The 19,830-nt window shown below is 37.6% G+C and carries 15 protein-coding genes; 7 read left to right on the top strand and 8 right to left on the bottom strand.

The genetic code is table 11. The annotated features are described in order from the left end of the window. Window positions 1–301 precede the first annotated feature (301 nt). The 8 genes from IPU53_RS18145 to dnaA all read right to left on the bottom strand — a co-directional run bounded on the left by IPU53_RS18145 (window position 302) and on the right by dnaA (window position 10,745). Window positions 302–1,264 carry an HD-GYP domain-containing protein gene (locus IPU53_RS18145; RefSeq protein ID WP_207452419.1) on the bottom strand — a complete coding sequence of 321 codons (963 nt, stop codon included), beginning with the start codon at window positions 1,262–1,264 and terminating at the stop codon, window positions 302–304. 230 nt (window positions 1,265–1,494) lie between these two features. Further along, window positions 1,495–3,972 carry a DNA gyrase subunit A gene (gene gyrA, locus IPU53_RS18140; RefSeq protein WP_207452418.1) on the bottom strand — a complete coding sequence of 826 codons (2,478 nt, stop codon included), beginning with the start codon at window positions 3,970–3,972 and terminating at the stop codon, window positions 1,495–1,497. Between the two features lie 29 nt (window positions 3,973–4,001). After that, complete coding sequence (gene gyrB, locus IPU53_RS18135) at window positions 4,002–5,924, bottom strand: DNA topoisomerase (ATP-hydrolyzing) subunit B (RefSeq protein ID WP_207452417.1); 1,923 nt, start codon at window positions 5,922–5,924, stop codon at window positions 4,002–4,004. Window positions 5,925–6,147: 223 nt separating this feature from the next. Next, entirely contained in the window at window positions 6,148–6,402 is a 255-nt protein-coding gene (remB, locus tag IPU53_RS18130) for an extracellular matrix regulator RemB (protein ID WP_207452416.1), read from the bottom strand. Between the two features lie 9 nt (window positions 6,403–6,411). Continuing rightward, complete coding sequence (recF, locus tag IPU53_RS18125) at window positions 6,412–7,530, bottom strand: DNA replication/repair protein RecF (protein ID WP_207452415.1); 1,119 nt, start codon at window positions 7,528–7,530, stop codon at window positions 6,412–6,414. Window positions 7,531–7,702: 172 nt separating this feature from the next. Next, window positions 7,703–7,915, bottom strand: coding sequence for a S4 domain-containing protein YaaA (gene yaaA / locus IPU53_RS18120; protein WP_207452414.1), 213 nt, complete (start codon window positions 7,913–7,915; stop codon window positions 7,703–7,705). Window positions 7,916–8,079: 164 nt separating this feature from the next. Continuing rightward, window positions 8,080–9,216 carry a DNA polymerase III subunit beta gene (gene dnaN, locus IPU53_RS18115; RefSeq protein ID WP_207452413.1) on the bottom strand — a complete coding sequence of 379 codons (1,137 nt, stop codon included), beginning with the start codon at window positions 9,214–9,216 and terminating at the stop codon, window positions 8,080–8,082. A gap of 185 nt (window positions 9,217–9,401) precedes the next feature. Continuing rightward, complete coding sequence (gene dnaA, locus IPU53_RS18110; protein WP_207452412.1) at window positions 9,402–10,745, bottom strand: chromosomal replication initiator protein DnaA; 1,344 nt, start codon at window positions 10,743–10,745, stop codon at window positions 9,402–9,404. A gap of 789 nt (window positions 10,746–11,534) precedes the next feature. Between dnaA and rpmH the strand changes: the two genes are divergently transcribed. The 7 genes from rpmH to mnmG all read left to right on the top strand — a co-directional run bounded on the left by rpmH (window position 11,535) and on the right by mnmG (window position 19,805). Then, window positions 11,535–11,669 carry a 50S ribosomal protein L34 gene (gene rpmH / locus IPU53_RS18105; protein WP_081243455.1) on the top strand — a complete coding sequence of 45 codons (135 nt, stop codon included), beginning with the start codon at window positions 11,535–11,537 and terminating at the stop codon, window positions 11,667–11,669. Window positions 11,670–11,774: 105 nt separating this feature from the next. Continuing rightward, a complete protein-coding gene (rnpA, locus tag IPU53_RS18100; RefSeq protein ID WP_207452428.1) occupies window positions 11,775–12,125 on the top strand; it encodes a ribonuclease P protein component in 351 nt (116 codons plus the stop codon). Window positions 12,126–12,229: 104 nt separating this feature from the next. Beyond that, the gene (spoIIIJ, locus tag IPU53_RS18095) at window positions 12,230–13,030 is read left to right on the top strand and encodes a YidC family membrane integrase SpoIIIJ (RefSeq protein WP_207452411.1); all 801 of its coding nucleotides are present in this window, start codon (window positions 12,230–12,232) and stop codon (window positions 13,028–13,030) included. Next, the gene (gene jag / locus IPU53_RS18090) at window positions 13,027–13,650 is read left to right on the top strand and encodes an RNA-binding cell elongation regulator Jag/EloR (protein WP_207452410.1); all 624 of its coding nucleotides are present in this window, start codon (window positions 13,027–13,029) and stop codon (window positions 13,648–13,650) included. The genes spoIIIJ and jag overlap by 4 nt, the downstream gene beginning before the upstream one ends. A gap of 110 nt (window positions 13,651–13,760) precedes the next feature. Further along, window positions 13,761–15,611, top strand: a complete 1,851-nt coding sequence (locus tag IPU53_RS18085) for an LTA synthase family protein (protein WP_207452409.1) — start codon at window positions 13,761–13,763, stop codon at window positions 15,609–15,611. A 489-nt stretch (window positions 15,612–16,100) separates the two neighbouring features. Then, on the top strand, window positions 16,101–17,486 hold the full coding sequence (mnmE, locus tag IPU53_RS18080; RefSeq protein ID WP_207452408.1) for a tRNA uridine-5-carboxymethylaminomethyl(34) synthesis GTPase MnmE: 1,386 nt from the start codon (window positions 16,101–16,103) through the stop codon (window positions 17,484–17,486). Window positions 17,487–17,903: 417 nt separating this feature from the next. Beyond that, a complete protein-coding gene (gene mnmG / locus IPU53_RS18075) occupies window positions 17,904–19,805 on the top strand; it encodes a tRNA uridine-5-carboxymethylaminomethyl(34) synthesis enzyme MnmG (RefSeq protein WP_207452407.1) in 1,902 nt (633 codons plus the stop codon). The last annotated feature ends 25 nt before the right edge of the window (window positions 19,806–19,830 follow it).

The following is a 19,830-nucleotide window of genomic DNA, read 5'->3' as shown; positions in this document are numbered from 1 at the left end:
TAACCTTTGAACATTTGAGTTACATTCCTACTCAATTGCTGGCAATGGTTTAAAACCATTTATCCAATATTTATTGACGTTCGTTTCGTTCAGTTTTCAAAGATCAAATTCCCCATCGCCTCAAAGGCGACTTTTATATAATAACATTAATCAAAGTCATTGTCAATGTTTTTTTTATTTTTTGTTTTGTCCTCTCAAGGACATGTTCTAATATACCAAGTTTTTCATTTGATTGCAAGAGTTTTTTCAAAAAAATATACTTACTAATATCTTTCTTTCATTAGTAAGTATTGAAAGTCTTCTAATTGTCTTTTACTATACACTCAATATAAAGATTTCTGTTTTTTTCAAGATCAATAATCTCCCCAGTTTCTCCTATACTTACAAGCGGTCGTAATTTGGCATCGGTTTTAGCGAATACAGCCTTCGCTTGTTGACCATTTGATAGACGGATAGTTGTGCCAATTGGCAAATTTGCAATAGTGGATATAAGTTCCTTTAAAATTGTAATATGTAATTTTCCAAATTGATCAATTTTCATTAACTCGAGTGTTTTAAAAGGGGATTCTTGGTTTTTAAATAATCTTTTAGACGTCATCGCATGATAAATATCAGCTATAGCTATAATTTGAGACATCATGGATACGGAATTTCCCTTTTTTCCACTTGGGTACCCAGTTCCATCTAATCTTTCATGATGCTGAACAATCGCAAGCTTTGTTTCTGGTTTTAAAATAGATATATTTTTAATCATCTGGTAGCTATAAAGCGGATGTTCCTTAATTTTTCTCCACTCTGAATTATTCAGCGTTCTAGTGTTCATAAAAAGATTTGTATCAATTTTTGCCATTCCACAATCAGCTAAAAGACCAGCTAGTGCAACTTGAAATATCTGTCCTTGGCTATACCCCATTCTCTTTGCTATCCATCCAGAAAGAATACTAACGGCTATAGGGTGATGATACATATACTCTTCTGCCTGTGATAAATGATGGATAGAATAAATCCATTTCTTATCTTCTAAAGCTATCGTCAATAACGGGATAAGCAAGGCACGTACATTTGAGATGTTAATTGGTAAACCTGTTTGCCAGAGCTGGAATTCCTTCCTAAACTGCTGAACCGTTCCCTCATATTCACGTGTAAAATGAACAGAACTATCCATATTCTTTACATTATATTCTGCATCTCTATTGATTTCCTTTTCGCTTTTGCTCCCTAGTTGGTATTGAACTTCAATTTTCTCTATTGAAAAGGCCTTCAAAACCTCGATATGCTTTTTTTAATTCTGTATTAGCGGGTATAAGTGGATAATTGGAACGCCCGTACACATCTTTCTGCACGATGTATCCTCCCTTAGCTCTTCCACCGTTACATTCATCTCATCACTTCCAAGTTGGCAAATTTAGAAAAAGTCTCTTTACTACTTCTTTCGGCTCCAAATTTAATATTTTTAGCCATGAATAAAGGCGCCAAAAAATTGGCGCCCTTCTCTTATTCTTCATTTGGCGATTCAGGAAGTTCTTCATTTTCCACTTCTTCCTCTATTACTTCTTCCTTTTCAACCTTTGCAACGGTTGAAACAGAAGAATCATCTCCAAGAGTCATTAGTTTAACCCCTTGTGTGTTTCTGCCAATTATAGAGATATCCTGAACATCCATTCGAATGACGACCCCACTATTCGTGATGATCATAATGTCCTCGTCACCTTGAACAGTTTCTACTGCAACTACCGTTCCAGTACGCTCGGTGATTTTACAAGTAATTAACCCTTTTCCACCACGGCTTTGAATCCGGTATTCTGCTGCTGGAGTACGTTTACCAAAACCATTTTTGGTTACGACCAAAACATCTTCATGTTCTTCTAGTATTTCCATACCAACTGTTTCATCGTCACCTGCTAATGTAATACCTTTTACCCCTGTTGCTGTTCTCCCCATCGATCTAACATCTACTTCGTTAAACCGAATAAGCAAGCCCTTCTTGGTCCCAACAACAATATCTTTATTTCCATCGGTTAATTGTACAGAAATTAGTTCATCATTTTCTCTTAAACCAAGAGCAATTAACCCATTTGTTCTAATATTAGCAAAGGCTGAAAGAGGTGTGCGCTTGATCACTCCTTGTTTCGTGGCAAAGAATAAATACCAATCTTCAAGGAATTCTTCCACACAGATCACTGTATTAACCCATTCATCCTTTTCAATGCCTAAAAGATTAATAATCGGCAAACCTTTCGCTGTCCGACTAAATTCAGGTATTTCGTAACCTTTCGCACGGTATACCTTTCCTTTATTGGTAAAAAAGAGGATGGTGTCATGAGTTGAACTAGTAATTAAATGTTGAACAAAGTCATTCTCATTTGTTCCCATTCCTTGTACTCCACGTCCGCCTCGTCTTTGACTACGATATGTTGTGATTGGCAATCGTTTAATATAACCATTATGAGTAAGGGTGACAACAATATTTTCTCTAGGAATAAGATCTTCATCCTCGATTTGCTCAATGCCACCTGAAATGATTTCTGTTCTGCGGCCATCGTCAAAACGTTCCTTAATTTCGAGTAGTTCTTCCCTAATAATTTCTAGCACTTTTTCTTCATCTGCTAGAATTGCTTTAAGTTCAGAAATCAGGGAAAGTAAATTTTGATATTCTTCTTCAATTTTCTCCCGCTCTAAACCAGTCAAACGCTGTAAACGCATATCCAAAATAGCTTGTGCTTGCTTTTCAGATAAATCGAATTGCTCCATTAAGCCAGCTCGTGCAATATCAGTTGTCTTAGAGCCACGAATTAAGCTAATAATCGCATCAATATGATCAAGGGCAATTCGGAGTCCTTCTAAAATATGGGCTCTCGCTTCTGCTTTGCGTAATTCAAATTCAGTTCTTCTGCGAATGATGACTTGTTGGTGTTCGAGATAATAGGTAAGGCATTGTTTAAGATTTAAAACCTTTGGTTCGCCATTTACCAGTGCAAGCATGTTGATACCAAAGCTCGTTTGCATGGCCGTCATTTTATATAAATTATTTAAAATAACCTCTGCATTTGCATCCCTACGAACTTCCATGACGATTCTCATTCCGTTACGGTCAGATTCATCATTTAATTCTGTAATGCCATCTATTTTTTTATCGCGGACCAATTCTGCAATTCTTTCAATTAGTCTTGCTTTATTCACTTGGAAAGGTAGTTCATGAACGATAATCGTTTCTCTTCCATTTTGTTTCGTCTCAACATCTACCTTTGCTCGAATAATAATCGAGCCTCGCCCTGTTTCATAAGCCCTTCTAATACCGCTTCTGCCTATAATCATACCGGCTGTTGGAAAATCTGGACCTGGAATATATTCCATTAGCTCCTGAATAGAAATTTCAGGTTCCTTACTTAAAGCCAAGATCGCATTAATAACTTCTCCTAGTTGATGTGGTGGAATATTCGTCGCCATTCCGACCGCAATCCCTGATGTACCGTTCACTAATAAATTAGGAAAACGAGATGGTAATACTTCAGGTTCTCTTTCAGATCCATCATAGTTGTCCTTATAGTCAATCGTATCTTTTGTGATATCGCGAACAAGTTCCATCGAAATTTTCGACATTCTTGCTTCTGTATAACGCATGGCTGCCGCTGAGTCACCATCAACAGATCCGAAATTCCCGTGTCCATCGACAAGCATATAGCGATAACTAAAATCTTGGGCCATCCGAACCATCGTCTCATAGACAGCTGAATCACCGTGCGGGTGATACTTCCCGATCACTTCTCCGACAATTCTTGCTGATTTTTTAAAAGCCTTATCACTCGTCATTCCAAGATCATTCATTGCATAGAGGATACGACGATGGACAGGTTTTAAGCCATCACGAACGTCTGGGAGCGCTCGAGACACAATGACACTCATCGCATAATCCAGGAATGAGGTACGCATCTCCTGACTTAAATTAATTTCTCTTACATTCGATTCCTCCATAATAGGAACACCCTCCTCTCACTTCGTTTTTAAATATCTAAGTTTTTCACATATAATGCATTTTCTTCAATAAACACTCGACGCGGTTCGACTTTTTCCCCCATAAGCATATCAAAGGTTCTATCTGCATCAATTGCATCTTCTAGACTAACTTGTAGCATTGTTCTGCCTTCTGGATTCATAGTTGTTTCCCATAATTGTTCTGGATTCATCTCTCCAAGACCTTTATAACGCTGAATCCCTGGTTTTGGGGCCTCTGGCAATTCTACTAGCTTTTCATCCAATTCTTTATCTGAATAAACGTAGTGGTCCTTTTTCCCTTGGGAAATTTTAAATAATGGTGGCTGAGCAATATACACATACCCCGCTTCAACCAAAGGCCTCATAAATCGATAGAAAAATGTCAATAATAATGTTCGTATATGAGCTCCATCCACATCCGCATCTGTCATAATGACCACTTTATGATAACGGGCCTTAGCAATATCAAACTCTTCGCCAATCCCTGTGCCAAGAGCCGTAATAATGGTCCGAATTTCATTATTGGAAAGGATTCGATCCAATCGGGCCTTTTCGACATTGAGGATTTTCCCTCTTAAAGGCAAAATAGCTTGGAAATGGCGATCCCGTCCCTGTTTGGCAGATCCTCCAGCTGAATCACCCTCAACAATATACAATTCACTAATTTTTGGGTCTCGTGAAGAGCAGTCTGATAGCTTTCCAGGGAGATTAGAGATTTCTAAAGCACTTTTTCTTCTCGTTAGGTCACGTGCTTTTTTCGCTGCATCACGTGCTCTTGCAGCCATTAAGCCTTTGTCGACAATTTTTCGAGCAAGTACGGGGTTTTCTAATAAAACTTTCGCAAAATGCTCAGAAAAGAGAGCGTCAGTAATCTGACGGACCTCTGAATTCCCTAGTTTTGTTTTCGTTTGACCTTCAAATTGGGGTTCAGGATGTTTAATCGAAATAATAGCTGTTAGTCCTTCACGAACATCCTCTCCCGAAAGATTGCTATCATTATCTTTGAATATATTATTTCGTCTTGCATAATCATTAATGACTCTCGTCAAGGCTGTTTTAAAACCAAATTCGTGAGTACCACCTTCATATGTGTGGATATTATTGGCAAATGAATAGAGACTGCTGGCAAATCCATCGTTATATTGAAGTGCCACTTCCACGATGATTTCATCTCTTTCGCCTTCGATATAAACAGGCTCTTCATGAAGGACTTCTTTAGAATGATTCAGATACTCAACATATGATTTAATGCCGCCCTCATAATGATATTCACTTTTTTTGCCTTCTTCACGCTTATCTTCAATGGTTAATTTTAATCCTTTATTTAGAAAAGCTAATTCTCTTGTACGAGTAGCTAATGTATCAAAGTCATATTCAGTTGTTTCTTTAAAAATTTCAGGATCTGGGGAGAAACGAATAATCGTTCCCGTATGGTCTGTCTCGCCGATCACCTTCAAATCGCAAGCAGGTACACCCCGCTCATATTTTTGATAATGAATTTTTCCATTCAAATGGACATATACTTCAAGCACAGATGATAGAGCATTTACAACAGAAGCTCCTACCCCATGGAGTCCACCGGATACTTTATATCCACCTCCACCAAATTTCCCTCCAGCATGAAGAACCGTTAAAATAACCTCGACGGCTGGTCTTCCCATTTTTTCCTGAATCCCAACTGGAATTCCACGGCCATTATCCGTTACGGTTATACTATTATCTTTTTCAATTACTAGATTAATTTCATCACAATAGCCCGCCAAGGCCTCGTCGATACTATTGTCTACAATTTCCCATACTAGATGATGAAGTCCTTTTGAACTAGTAGAGCCTATATACATTCCTGGCCGTTTTCGAACAGCCTCCAAGCCCTCAAGCACTTGTATTTGATGCTCATCGTATAATTGATTTTGAACTTCTTTGTGGTCCATTGTCAAAAAACTCACCTGCTCTTTCAATCAATTTTGCCTATTGATATCTGTTCAAAAAGGAGGACAAAAAGAGAAGGATCGGCTTAAATCGCAACGAGTTAGGACTATGATTACTCGACCCATCATAAATATTTGTTGTGATGCCGACACTAGCGCATTCTGTTATGAAAGTCGCCTGCTATTTTCCCTATACTTTTTGAACACCCCTTACCTGACAAAACATTTATATCATTAACCCATGGTCCTGCATATCCAACAACCGCTTTTGTAAAGTTGATGAGGCTATAGGAGAGAAATAAATATGAGGTTCTGTAATGATCAAAGATTTAAAATCTCCATTGGCTAGATTAATAATTAAATCTTCTTTATGCTGCAAAAACTTTTGGATTTCAACAGAATATTCAACTGTCTCCTTTTCCAAAATCGCAATGATCTCATTCGATCGAATCATAATATCTTCTCCAGCATGAACATACATTCCTTCACCTCATTTCTCTCTTTCAATTTCGCCATTTCGCACCATGAAGGTAGTTGCGTCCCTTAAGGTTTGATGGTCAATGCCATCTACTGTTGTGGTCGTAACAAAAGTTTGAATTCTTCCCTCAATTGTATTGAGAAGATGAGTTCTGCGATAATCATCCAATTCTGATAAAACATCATCAAGAAGGAGAATGGGATATTCACCAATTTCAGAATGAATCAAGTCAATTTCAGCTAATTTCACTGAAAGAGCGGTTGTTCGCTGCTGTCCTTGGGAACCAAATGTTTGAACATCCCGTCCATTCACAAGAAAACCAATCTCATCCCGATGGGGACCAATTAAAGTAATTCCCCGGTCAATCTCTCTTTGTTCTAAAGAGGCAAACTTTTCCTCTAATCCTTTTATCATCTTTGACCAATCTACTTCATTCGATACCTCAATGGATGGTTTATAGCGAATTTCAAGCTTTTCTTTTCCTTGTGATATTCCTTCATGGATCGGTTGTGCCCATTTTTCTAGCATACGAATAAACTCAAAGCGTTTTAGCATGACTTTGATTGCTACTTCTGCAAATTGTTCATTCAAAACATGTAAAAATGTTTTATCATCATTCTTTCTTGCTTGCAATTGTTTTAGAAAATGATTTCGTTGTTGTAATACCTTTTGAAAACGATTCATATCATGTAAATAAACTGGAGAAACTTGGCCAATTTCCATATCAATAAAACGACGCCTTATTTGTGGGCTCCCCTTAACAAGGTGGAGATCTTCAGGCGCAAACATGACAATATTCATATTTCCAATATAACGGCTTAATTTCTTCTGTTCAATATGATTAAATTTGGCTTTTTTCCCTTTTTTAGAAATCGTTAGTTCTAGAGGAACAGTTCCATGACGTTTTTCTATCCTACCCTCTATTTTAGCATACTCTGAGTCCCAACGGATCAAATCTTTATCATTTGAGGTACGATGGGATTTTGCCATTCCTAATACATAGATCGATTCCATCATATTTGTTTTCCCTTGAGCATTCTCTCCTAAAATCACATTAACATTATTTTCAAAATTCAGCTGAAGGCTCTCATAATTCCTATAATTAACTAATTCCAACTCTTCAATATACATGAAAGGCAACATCCTTTAACTAAGAAAAGCGCGGCACCGGAAGCTGAATAGCTCCTACACCAAGTTCAGAAGCGATCCTAAGGAAGCATTTTATTTCCCCATCCTTTGTAAAAAGCGAGAACAACCAGTTTCCGGCATAAATCTCCCTTTTTGAAGGAAGGTAGTAAACCTCTTAAACAATTGTAAAGATGCCGATCCCTTTAATCTCTATTCTATCATGAATTCTCAGTTTACGCCCTCGCCGTTGGTCCTGCTCTCCATTAACCCAAACCTCATACTCACTTAAGAACCATTCCGCCATTCCGCCCGAAGAAATTAGATCTGTTAGCTTTAGAAATTGGCCTAAGGTGATCGTGTCAGTATCAATCTTCACTTCATTTTCCATTTCGCTCACTCATTTCCGAATAATCACTCCTTTTATTTTACTAAAAGAAATGCGAGAAGACAAAGGAAAGTCAGAAGAATAGCTGGAAACATAGGTCCTATGGTAATGCAGTTCTGATTATGCAAAAGGAAAATCCCGCCAAGTGGCAGGATTATTGAAAAATATTAAAATGTCCTAACAGGCATATTCAATTGTAAAATCGTATCATCGTGTACAGCTTGAATGATGAAGGGACGCATAGCCCCTGTAAATCTAATTTTGATGTCTGTTCCTTCTACCGCTTTTAAGGCATCCATCATATATTTTGCACTAAATGAGATTTTGAGCTCTTCTCCCTCAATTGACTCCGTATTGATCTGCTCAACAACCGTTCCGATTTCAGGTGTGGTAGACGATATTTCAATCTTCTTCCCCTCCATCGTCGTTAATTTCACGACATTATTCCGGTCACTTCTTGTTAATAAAGAAGCACGATCAATTGCATGTAGGAAGTCTTTAGAAGGCAAAATCAATTCAGTTTTATACTCTGTTGGAATCAATTTAGATGTGTCTGGATAATTACCTTCCAACAAACGAGAAAAGAATAATAGATTTTTAAATTTAAATAAGACCTGATTATCTGTGATCACAATATCAACCAAATCGTTAGAGCCATCTAAAATTTTACTTAATTCTACTAAACTTTTTCCAGGGATGACTGCTTGAAATGAATTCTCTCCTGCTCCCTCTATTGGCGCAGTCCTCATCGCAAGACGATGGCTATCTGTTGCTGTGCACCTTAAAGTATTTTTCTCCACTAACCAGTTTACACCTGTCAAGATCGGACGTGTTTCTGAGGTGGACACAGCAAAAACCGTTTGTCTGATTAGGGTTTTTAACAAATCAGCTGGTAAAGAAAAAATATGTTCTTCAGGTATTTGTGGTAAGTATGGATATTCATCTGGATCTAAACCATTTAAATTAAATTCCGCTGATCCTGAACGAATAATTGTTTGTTGATGATTAGATACTTCAAATTCGACTGTATCCATAGGTAATTTACGAACGATTTCTGAAAAAAACTTTGCATTTAAAACAATTCCACCTGTTTCTTGTATTTCGACAATTTCATCCCCGTTTTCCTCTTTTGGAATAAAAGATTCAATGGAAATATCAGAGTCACTTCCTGTAAAAGTTAGCCCCTCTTCTGTTGCAATCATTTTGATCCCCGTTAATATCGGGATCGTTGTTCTTGAAGATACGGCTTTTGTTACATCTTGAACACTATCGATTAGTCGGTTACGTTGAATGATAAACTTCATGCTTTGCCTCCCAGTCATCAAAAATTTTAAGGACATAATATTAATTATTAATAATAAAAAAATAGTAATAATAGTAATAGTACCTGTGAATATGTGGATAAGTCTGTGTATGACTAGATTTCATCGGTTATTCACATGTGGAAAGGTTGTGTACGAAAGAAAGATAGTTATACACAACATCCCCATTATGAATTCTTTAATGAAGCCTGAATTTCCTCTAGTTTACTTTTAAAATTAGAATCTGATTCTACAAGCTTGGAAATTTTTTCATGTGCGTGAATTACAGTAGTATGATCTCTACCACCAAATTCCTCTCCAATTTTAGGCAGGGAGAAATCTGTAAGCTCTCTAGATAAGTACATGGCAATTTGTCTAGGAAAAGCAATTGACTTTGTTCTTTTCTTTGCCTTGAAATCTTCAAGCTTAACATTATATTCGGCACCAATCATTTTTTGGATATCAAGAATTGTAATTTCCCTTTGTTTAGCTCCAGGAATAATACTTTTTAGAGCTTCTGCAGCTAAATCAGCATTAATATCTTTGTTAATAAGAGAAGAAAAAGCGACAACGCGAATAAGGGCTCCTTCTAATTCCCTTATATTCGTGTCTATCTGGTTCGCAATATAGAGCATGACTTCGTTGGGAATATCTAATCCATCTGCTTTCGCCTTTTTTCGTAAAATAGCGATCCTTGTTTCTAAATCTGGTGGGGTAATATCAGTGATTAATCCCCATTCAAAACGGGAACGTAATCGATCCTCTAGGGTTGGAATTTCCTTTGGCGGCCGATCACTTGCAATGACAATTTGCTTACTCTCTTCATGAAGAGTATTGAATGTATGGAAAAATTCTTCCTGTGTTGATTCTTTTCCGGCAAGGAATTGAATATCATCTATTAATAGAATATCGACACTACGGTATTTATTGCGAAAATCGACCGCTTTATTGTCACGAATTGCATTAATAAATTCGTTTGTAAATTTTTCTGATGAGAGATAAACAATTTTGGCGTCTGGTTTATGTTCGACAATATAATGCCCAATTGCGTGCATAAGATGGGTTTTCCCCATTCCAACACCACCATAGATAAACAAAGGATTGTAGGCCTTTGCTGGTGCTTCTGCTACAGCTAATGAAGCGGCGTGAGCAAAGCGATTTCCGGCACCAATGACAAAAGTTTCAAACGTATATTTGGGATTCAGCATATTTTGATAGACATCAACAGACTCTTTCTTCTCCACCTTTTGAATCTTGGGAGCTTGTTTGCTTTCTTCCTCTTGATCAGGAGGGATAATGAATTTCACATATAATTCTTCACCGATAATTTCATAGAGGAGACCAGCCAATAATTCTGTGTAATGACCTTCTAGCCAATCTCTTGCAAATTCATTAGGCGCCGTCACAATCATTGTATCCCCTTGGAGCTTGTGAGCTTTCGTAAGTCGCAACCATGTATCAAAACTTGGTTTGCTTACTTTTTTTTCAATACTTAATAAAACCTGATCCCAAAGCTCGGCTATGTTTTCCAACTTTCTACCTCCCTTGCAATAGGTCAACACTGCTGTTATATAACTGCGTACCTTAAATTTTAGGTTTAAGTATAAATATACATTGCTATGAATGTGGGTAAATGTATATATAAGAAGAAAAGCGGTTTTCGACATCTTCCACTCATTGTGGACAAGTTTATTCAGAAGGGGTGGATAATATATCCACAAGATATCCACAACTGTGGATAATGTAATAAACAATAAAAATGTATCCAGAGTGAAAACAACATAATCATATCAAATAAACATGAACTAATCAATGTGTAGGAAGAAGTATCCACAAAGCACAACATAAGTGGATGAAAGTTACCCACAGGCCGTTGGTTTGTGAAAAACTTGTCGATATCTGTTGTGGATAATAAAAAACGTGTCGAAATTATCCACATTCGAAAAAAGAGGGAAAAAATGACCAAAGATAACGCTGGGGATAAAGTAAGATTGTCTATCAAATATAATTTTTAAAAAATCTGGAATACCTCTTAAACAATGCCTTTATGTTGAACTTTTTGTTGCCCTCTTGACAATAAAAGGTCATCTATTTATACTTATTTAGTATGTCTGATAGCGAAATTTTTTAAGTGTGTGTTGAAAAAGGAGGATAAAAAGGACCAAGAAGTTCGAGGCGGCGTAGTTTTGAGTAACGGAAAAACGAGTCAGCGAACTTACGCGTGTTGTTGGTGATTTCGGAAGTTGGAGATCCATTATCTCGCAGTGTCATTTTTACCGGACTTTTTAAACATCCTCTTTAACCTCGAGGAGGTGTCATGAATGAAAAGAACATTTCAACCAAATAAAAGAAAAAGAAGCAAAGTACACGGATTCCGTCAACGTATGAGCACGAAAAATGGTCGTAGAATTTTAGCTGCTCGTCGTCGTAAAGGAAGAAAAGTGTTATCAGCGTAGACCACTGAAACGTCTCAGTGGTCTTTTTTTAGATTCTAGCTCTATCTAAGAATGAAGCAAGGATCGATACATTAACTTGAAAAGACAGATACTGTGGGTGAAGGAATGAAAAAGGGATTCAGAATCAAAAAAAATGATGATTTCCAGGCTGTTTTTAGAAAAGGCAAGTCAGTAGCTAATCGACAGTTTGTTGTGTATATATTAAAAAAAGAAGAGCAAGAAAATTTCAGAATAGGCCTCTCTGTAAGTAAAAAGGTTGGCAATGCGGTAAAGAGAAATGAAATAAAGCGTTATATAAGGCAAGTGTTTCATGAATTTAGCCCACAGATAAAAACAGGAAATGATTATGTGATTATTGCAAGAAAGCCAGTAGCAGAAATGGACTTTCATCAGGCTAAAAAAAGCTTACAACATGTACTGAGGCTTGGAAAAGTTCTAGAAAGGTTAGAAAAATAAATAAAAATACCCATTTTTTCACAACTTATGCTTATAAAAATGGTAAAATAGCCAAAGAACATTTGTATAGATGAATGCTTAACGAAAACAGGAGGATATTAGGCTTGAAAAAGAGAATATTATGGATGTCAGTACTGTTATTGGTTGTGTTGCTGGCAACAGGGTGCTCTACTATCGATAACCCTGATTATATTACAGCAGAAAGTACGGGATTTTGGAGTAAATATATTGTTTATCCCTTATCAAGTGTGATTACTTTTTTTGCGGAACTTTTTGGGAATAGTTATGGACTAGCTATTATTGTTGTAACCATACTAATTCGTCTGGCGATTCTACCTTTAATGATTAAACAAACGAAAAATTCAAAAGCAATGCAAGCGATTCAACCAGAAATGCAGAAGTTGAAGGAAAAATATAGTTCCAAAGACCAAAAGACACAACAGAAGTTACAAGAGGAAACAATGAAGCTTTTTCAAACGAATAAGGTGAATCCATTGGCAGGCTGTTTTCCGCTTCTAATTCAAATGCCAATTTTAATCGGATTTTACCAGGCGATTATTCGGACAAGAGGAATATCGGAAGGTGGGGATTTCCTTTGGTTTGATTTGGGAGCTCCGGACCCACTATACCTATTACCGATTATTGCTGGAATTACAACCTTCTTGCAACAAAAGATTATGATGGCTGGAACTGGTAGTGCAAATCCGCAGATGCAAATGATGCTTTATATCATGCCGGTAATGATTTTAATTTTTGCGATTAATTTCCCAGCAGCTTTAGCTTTATACTGGGTGGTCGGGAATATATTTATGATCGTACAAACGTATTTTATTAAACCACCAGCAATCCAGACTAATAACCTAACGAATACCAATAAAGGAAAGGTGAGGGGAGCTAAAAAGTGAGAGAAATCACTGCTACTGGACAAACCGTTGAAGAAGCAGTAGGATCCGCATTGGCTCAATTAAATACAACAAAAGATCGGACAGAAATCACCATTGTGGACGAAGGAAAAAGGGGATTACTTGGTTTATTTGGTGCAAAACCAGCGATTATAAAAGTAAAAGTAAAACCGACAGCGATTGAAACAACCGTTGATTATGTAAAAATGATTTTAACGAGTATGGGGATATCAGCTGAAATTGAAGTAGAACAAAAAGGTGAAAGATATGTTATTTTGCAAATAACAGGTGAAAAAATGGGACTTTTGATCGGAAAAAGAGGACAAACGATCAATTCATTGCAATATTTAGCCCAGCTTGTCGCAAACCGCCATGCAGATCCTTATATTACGGTAATTTTGAACCCTGAAAATTATCGGGATCGAAGGGAACAAACATTGATTCAATTGGCTGAACGTCTTGCTTCAAAGGCCATTCAAATACAAAAGCCTGTAAAACTTGAACCTATGCCTAATTTTGAACGGAAAATTATTCATACAGCATTAGCGGGACATAAAAAAGTCCAGACAGTTTCTGATGGCCATGAGCCTAATCGTCATATTGTCATTAAACCAAATTATTGAACCGCTCAAGAGGGAACATCTGCTAATATGTTAGCGGATGTTCTTTTTTTCACTTAGAGATGATGATAAGATAGTTGTAATGAATTGGATAGAAATGGATGGTGACATACATGATTCAGAAAGCCCCATCAGAAAAAAATAAAGATTTTTGGATATTCCTGATTGCGGTGATACTTTTATGGATCAAAATTTCAATTCTGTATAAATGGTGCTTTCATATTCATATCCAATCTTTTTGGGAAGCATTTTTATTAGAAGCGACGACATTAGCGTCACTTTTAGTGATTTTCAGTTTTGGCTTTTTGTTCAAAAAAAATCGAAGCAAAATATGTATAGCAATTTATTTTCTCTTAACCGCCATATTATATGGGAATGTACTTTATTATCGCTTTTACATTGATTTTGTAACGGTGCCAGTTCTGTTTCAATTTAAAAATGTAGGCGGTTTAAGCCAAAGTACATTGGAATTGGTCAAGTTTTATGATGTGTTTTTATTCTTAGATTGCATTGTGCTCATCTTTTTAGCAAAGCAGCAGGTATTGAAGGATTACGCTCTTACTATTCGGAAAAGAGTGGTTCGAGGTGTGCTGGGGATTGCTGTCATTGTTCCAATTGTTGCTTCCTGCTTTTTTCATTCTGGCTTTTGGAATCAATCCTATGATAAAGAGTTAATTGTCAAATCTTTAGGCCTTTATTCATATCACCTTTTTGATATTTACCAAAACTCAACATCCTCTATGAAAAGTGTGCTGGCCGATAGTAGCGAAATAGAGGAAATTGCCAGTTATGTAAAGGGTAGGCAAGGGCAAGATTCCGTATCTGAATATCATGGTGCAGCGAGCGGCAAAAATGTGATTGTCATCTTTTTGGAATCAACTCAAGAATTCGTAATTGACCAGGAAATTGATGGGCAGGAAGTTACTCCTTATTTAAATCAATTGAAGGAGGAGAGCCTCTATTTTCCGAATTTTTATCATCAAACCGCGCAAGGAAAGACATCCGATGCGGAGTTTATTTTAGATAATGGGTTATATCCATTATCAGGAGGGTCTGTTTTTGTAAGAAAAACGAACAATCACTTCGCGTCATTACCAAAAGTCTTAAAGGAACACGATTACTATTCCGCCAGTTTTCATGGGAATGATGCCTTTTTCTGGAATCGGGAAGTTGCTTATGAATCCTTTGGTTATGATCGGTTTTTCTCTAAAAAGGATTTTGAGGTGACCGAGGAAAATTCCATCAATTATGGTATAAAGGATATCGACTTTTTCCAACAATCGATTCCGTATTTATCAGAACTACCAGAGCCTTATTATGCTAAATTTTTAACGTTAACCAATCATTTCCCTTATTTGCTAGATCCTGAAGATCAGCTGATATCAGGACCCGATACAGATCAGGGAATGGTGAATCGTTATTTTACAACCGTCCGATATGAAGATGAAGCCATTAAGACATTTTTTGATGAAATAAAAGGATCAGAAATATATGACAATAGTATTTTTGTGTTGTTTGGAGATCATTATGGTATTTCTAAAAGTTATTATGATTCACTTGGTGAGGTGCTCGACCATGAAATTACACCAAATGATGATATGGAATTACAAAAGGTGCCTTTATTGATTCATATTCCCGGTATCGATGGTCAAGAGATAACGACTGTTGGGGGCCAAGTTGATTTACGGTCTACGATTTTCGATTTGTTAGGAGTATCAGAATCGGATGAGGCCTTATCATTTGGCAAAAGTTTACTTATGGAAGATCAAAAGCGCTTTGTCGCCTTTAGGGATGGGTCCTTTACGACAGACCAATATTCTTATATCGACCATACATGTTATGCAAAAGAAACAGGCAAGAAAGTAAAAAGAAATTTCTGTTCACCTTATTTTTCTGCTGTCCAACAGGAATTAAATGACTCAGACAAAATTATATATGGAGATTTGTTGCGATTTTTGGAATGAAGTTTAAAGACTTGGTATAGTACCAGGTCTTTTTTTGCTGAGGTAGATCATGTTAGAAAAAGGAGGAATATTTTCATCTTATTGTGGACAGCAATGGAAATAGATTCTAGTGATTCGGGTTATTGTTATTCACATGTGGATAAGTTAAAATAAAGAATAGAGTGTTTTTTATTCTGTGGATAGTTTTTTGTTCGAATAATAAAAAACTTTTGTGGATAACAAAAATTTGCTATTCTAGTTATTTGGGGAAAACATTTTTAGTAAGAGTAGCGCATGGGATATGCGATTTTTTTATAAAGTGCGTGTTCAAAAAGGAGGATAAAAAGGACCAAGAAGTTCGAGGCGGCGAAGCCCTGAGCAGCGGAATGTATGCATTTAGATACATGAGCAGCGTAAAGGCAAGCCAACGAGGAAATTCGCTGTGTCATTTTTATCGGACCTTTTGAACATCCTCTAAAAGAAGTAAGAGGTAGAAAAGAGGTGTGATAAATGGAGTTTGATACGATTGCAGCGATTTCCACACCAATGGGAGAGGGCGCAATTGCGATTGTTCGTCTAAGCGGGGAAGATGCGATCAAAATAGCCGATCAACTATTCTCCGCAGGGGGGAAGAAGAAACTAGCAGAAGTACCTTCCCACACAATTCATTATGGGTCAATTGTAGATCCAAAATCAAATGAATTGGTAGAGGAAGTCATGGTTAGTGTGATGAAGGCACCTAAGACGTTCACACGAGAAGATGTTGTAGAGATCAATTGTCATGGTGGAATCGTATCGGTTAATCGTGTCCTAGAGCTCGTGTTGACGACTGGGGCAAGATTGGCAGAACCAGGAGAATTTACAAAACGTGCCTTTTTAAATGGACGGATCGATTTATCTCAAGCAGAGGCCGTTATGGATTTAATAAGAGCAAAGACAGATCGGGCGATGAACGTAGCATTAGGTCAAATGGAAGGCCGCTTATCGCAATTAGTCTCCACGCTACGTCAAGAAATCTTGGAAGTTGTAGCTCATGTGGAGGTAAACATTGATTATCCAGAATACGATGATGTCGAAGAAATGACGCATCGATTATTGTTAGAGAAGGCTACCTATATTCGAGATCAGCTCCAGAGTGTTCTCCAAACTTCACATCAAGGGAAAATTCTACGAGAAGGATTATCGACTGTCATTATCGGGAGACCGAATGTAGGAAAATCTTCTTTACTAAATAGTCTTGTTCAGGAAAACAAGGCGATTGTGACGGATATCCCGGGAACGACAAGAGACGTGATAGAGGAATATGTCAATATTCGCGGCGTTCCTTTGAGGTTAGTGGATACCGCTGGGATTCGAGAAACAGAGGATATCGTCGAGAGAATGGGTGTAGAAAGATCGCGGCAAGTATTAAAAAAGGCTGATCTAATATTATTCGTTGTAAATTCAGCAGAAGATTTTACTGAAGAAGATCGGCAATTGTTTAAAGCAGTAGAAGGAATGGACGTCATTGTGATTGCAAATAAAACAGACTTACCACAAAAAATCGATTTGGATGAGGTAAGGAAACTAGCAAATGATTATCCGTTTGTGACTACATCTTTATTAGAGGATGAAGGAATCGATACATTAGAACAAGCCATTGCGGAAATGTTCTTCCAAGGGCATGTAGAAGCAGGCGATATGACGTATGTATCTAACAGTCGTCATATCGCCCTCTTAAACCAAGCATTACAGGCAATCGAAGATGTACTGACAGGGATTGACATAGGCACGCCGATTGACATCATCCAAATTGATCTCACGCGTACATGGGACCTACTAGGCGAAATCATCGGCGACACCGTAGAAGAAAGCCTACTCAACCAACTCTTCTCCCAATTTTGCTTAGGGAAATAAAGAAAAGCGAAGGCGCCTGTTTAGCGACGTACACATTTAAAGACTTTCGACGAGATAAAGGAAACACGGCGAAGGATGAGCCGATGTTGACTTATCGTAGGAGAAAGACGTAAATTTGCTAGTCGCTAGGCGCCGGAGCTAGACAAAAAGAAAAGCGAAGGCGCCTGTTTAGCGACATACAAATTTAAAGACTTTCGACGAGATAAAGGAAACACGGCGAAGGATGAGCCGATGTTGACTTATCGTAGGAAGGCACCGAAAGTTTGCTAGCAGTTAGACAAAAAGAAAAGCATAGGCGCCTATTTAGCGCCCGTTTTGACCAGTAACTAGCAGCCTTATGTTGGGAATAAAATTTTTAAGACTTAATGTTTACTGTTAAAATAGATCAATCACAAATACTAAGGAGGATTAAATGATATGCAACATTATGAGGCAGGCCAATATGATGTCATTGTGATCGGAGCAGGCCATGCCGGATGTGAAGCGGGTCTGGCGGCTGCCAGAATGGGTGCAAAAACACTCATGCTGACACTGAATCTTGATATGATCGCATTCATGCCCTGCAACCCTTCTATTGGGGGACCAGCTAAAGGGGTTGTCGTCCGAGAAATCGATGCACTTGGCGGAGAAATGGCTAAAAATATAGATAAAACATATATTCAAATGAGAATGTTAAATACAGGAAAAGGCCCGGCAGTGCAAGCTTTACGAGCACAAGCAGATAAGACGCTATACCAACAAGAAATGAAAAATACATTAGAAAGTGAACCAAATCTTACCTTGCTTCAAGCCATGGTGGATGAGCTAGTTTTGGAAGATGGTGTATGTAAAGGGATTGTCACTCATACAGGTGCGATATTCCGAGGAAAAACTGTCGTGATTACGACAGGTACTTTCCTACGTGGTGAAATTATTTTAGGAGAATTGAAATATTCAAGTGGTCCAAATAATCAAAAGCCATCGATTAAACTGGCAGAATATTTACAAGAGCTTGGTTTTGAAATGGAGCGTTTTAAAACAGGAACACCACCACGGATTAATAGCAAAACCATTGATTATAGTAAAACAGAGATCCAACCTGGGGATGAAGAACCCCGAGCCTTTAGCTATGAAACAACGAAATTTATAACAGATCAGTTGCCATGCTGGCTAACGTATACGAATTTACAAACGCATCAGTTGATTGATGAAAACTTGCATCGTTCTCCAATGTTTTCCGGTATGATTAAGGGAACGGGTGCCCGTTATTGCCCATCGATTGAGGATAAAGTAGTTCGTTTTAACGATAAACCGAGACATCAAATCTTCCTAGAACCTGAAGGCAGACATACAAATGAAGTCTATGTCCAAGGTTTATCTACTAGTCTTCCTGAGGAAGTGCAGCATCAATTAATTACAACTGTGCCTGGATTAGAAAATGCTAAAATGATGCGTCCGGGCTATGCGATTGAGTATGATGCCCTTGTACCAACACAATTGTGGCCAACATTAGAAACAAAAAAGATTAAAAATCTTTATACAGCTGGTCAAATTAATGGGACATCTGGATATGAAGAAGCGGCCGCTCAGGGAATTATGGCTGGTATTAACGCAGCAAGGCGGGTGCTTGGAAAAGATGAGGTCATTTTAAGTCGCTCGGACGCTTATATTGGTGTCCTTATTGATGATTTAGTGACAAAAGGAACGAATGAGCCATACAGACTCCTGACATCAAGAGCGGAGTATCGTCTATTGCTTCGTCATGATAACGCAGATCTCCGTTTAACAGAGTTAGGTCATCAAATTGGTCTTATCCCTGAGGAGCGCTATGAAACATTTATCAATAAGAAATCAGCGATTGCTGCGGAGATCAAACGATTCCGTTCAACGATTATTAAACCAAATGAAAAGACACAAGCCGTGATTCAGGAAGCAGGCGGAAGTCCTTTAAAAGATGGTATTCGAGCAGCAGATTTGGTCAAACGTCCAGAAATGTCTTATCAAAAGGTCATTGAATTGATACCATTAGAAGAAGAGCTACCAAAACATGTGATTGAACAGGTTGAAATTCAACTTAAATATGAAGGCTATATTGAAAAATCACTACAGCAAGTAGAAAAGCTAAAAAAGTTAGAAAATAAGAAGATTCCAGAACAGATTAATTATGAAGCCATTAATGGAATTGCGACAGAAGCACGGCAAAAACTAATGAAGGTTCGCCCGTTATCCATTGCCCAAGCTTCGCGTATTTCAGGAGTCAATCCTTCTGATATTTCGATTTTGCTCGTTTATATTGAACAAGGGAAAATTGCAAAAATAGCAGAGAATGCGGCACAATAACAAAGCTATTAAAGGTTGGAACGTC

The organism is Bacillus sp. SD088 (genome assembly GCF_017355205.1).
Classification (GTDB): Bacteria; Bacillota; Bacilli; order Bacillales; family Bacillaceae_C; genus Lederbergia.
The sequence above is the reverse complement of the archived record's forward strand: the minus strand, read 5'-3'. Positions and strand labels throughout refer to the sequence as shown.

Excerpts from the sequence above, each read along its gene's own strand:
- gyrA (WP_207452418.1), bottom strand. The coding sequence starts at position 3,972 with ATGGAGGAATCGAATGTAAGAGAAATTAATTTAAGTCAGGAGATGCGT.
- gyrB (WP_207452417.1), bottom strand. The coding sequence starts at position 5,924 with ATGGACCACAAAGAAGTTCAAAATCAATTATACGATGAGCATCAAATA.
- remB (WP_207452416.1), bottom strand. The coding sequence starts at position 6,402 with ATGTATGTTCATGCTGGAGAAGATATTATGATTCGATCGAATGAGATC.
- recF (WP_207452415.1), bottom strand. The coding sequence starts at position 7,530 with ATGTATATTGAAGAGTTGGAATTAGTTAATTATAGGAATTATGAGAGC.
- yaaA (WP_207452414.1), bottom strand. The coding sequence starts at position 7,915 with ATGGAAAATGAAGTGAAGATTGATACTGACACGATCACCTTAGGCCAA.
- dnaN (WP_207452413.1), bottom strand. The coding sequence starts at position 9,216 with ATGAAGTTTATCATTCAACGTAACCGACTAATCGATAGTGTTCAAGAT.
- rpmH (WP_081243455.1), top strand. The coding sequence starts at position 11,535 with ATGAAAAGAACATTTCAACCAAATAAAAGAAAAAGAAGCAAAGTACAC.
- rnpA (WP_207452428.1), top strand. The coding sequence starts at position 11,775 with ATGAAAAAGGGATTCAGAATCAAAAAAAATGATGATTTCCAGGCTGTT.
- IPU53_RS18085 (WP_207452409.1), top strand. The coding sequence starts at position 13,761 with ATGATTCAGAAAGCCCCATCAGAAAAAAATAAAGATTTTTGGATATTC.
- mnmE (WP_207452408.1), top strand. The coding sequence starts at position 16,101 with ATGGAGTTTGATACGATTGCAGCGATTTCCACACCAATGGGAGAGGGC.
- mnmG (WP_207452407.1), top strand. The coding sequence starts at position 17,904 with ATGCAACATTATGAGGCAGGCCAATATGATGTCATTGTGATCGGAGCA.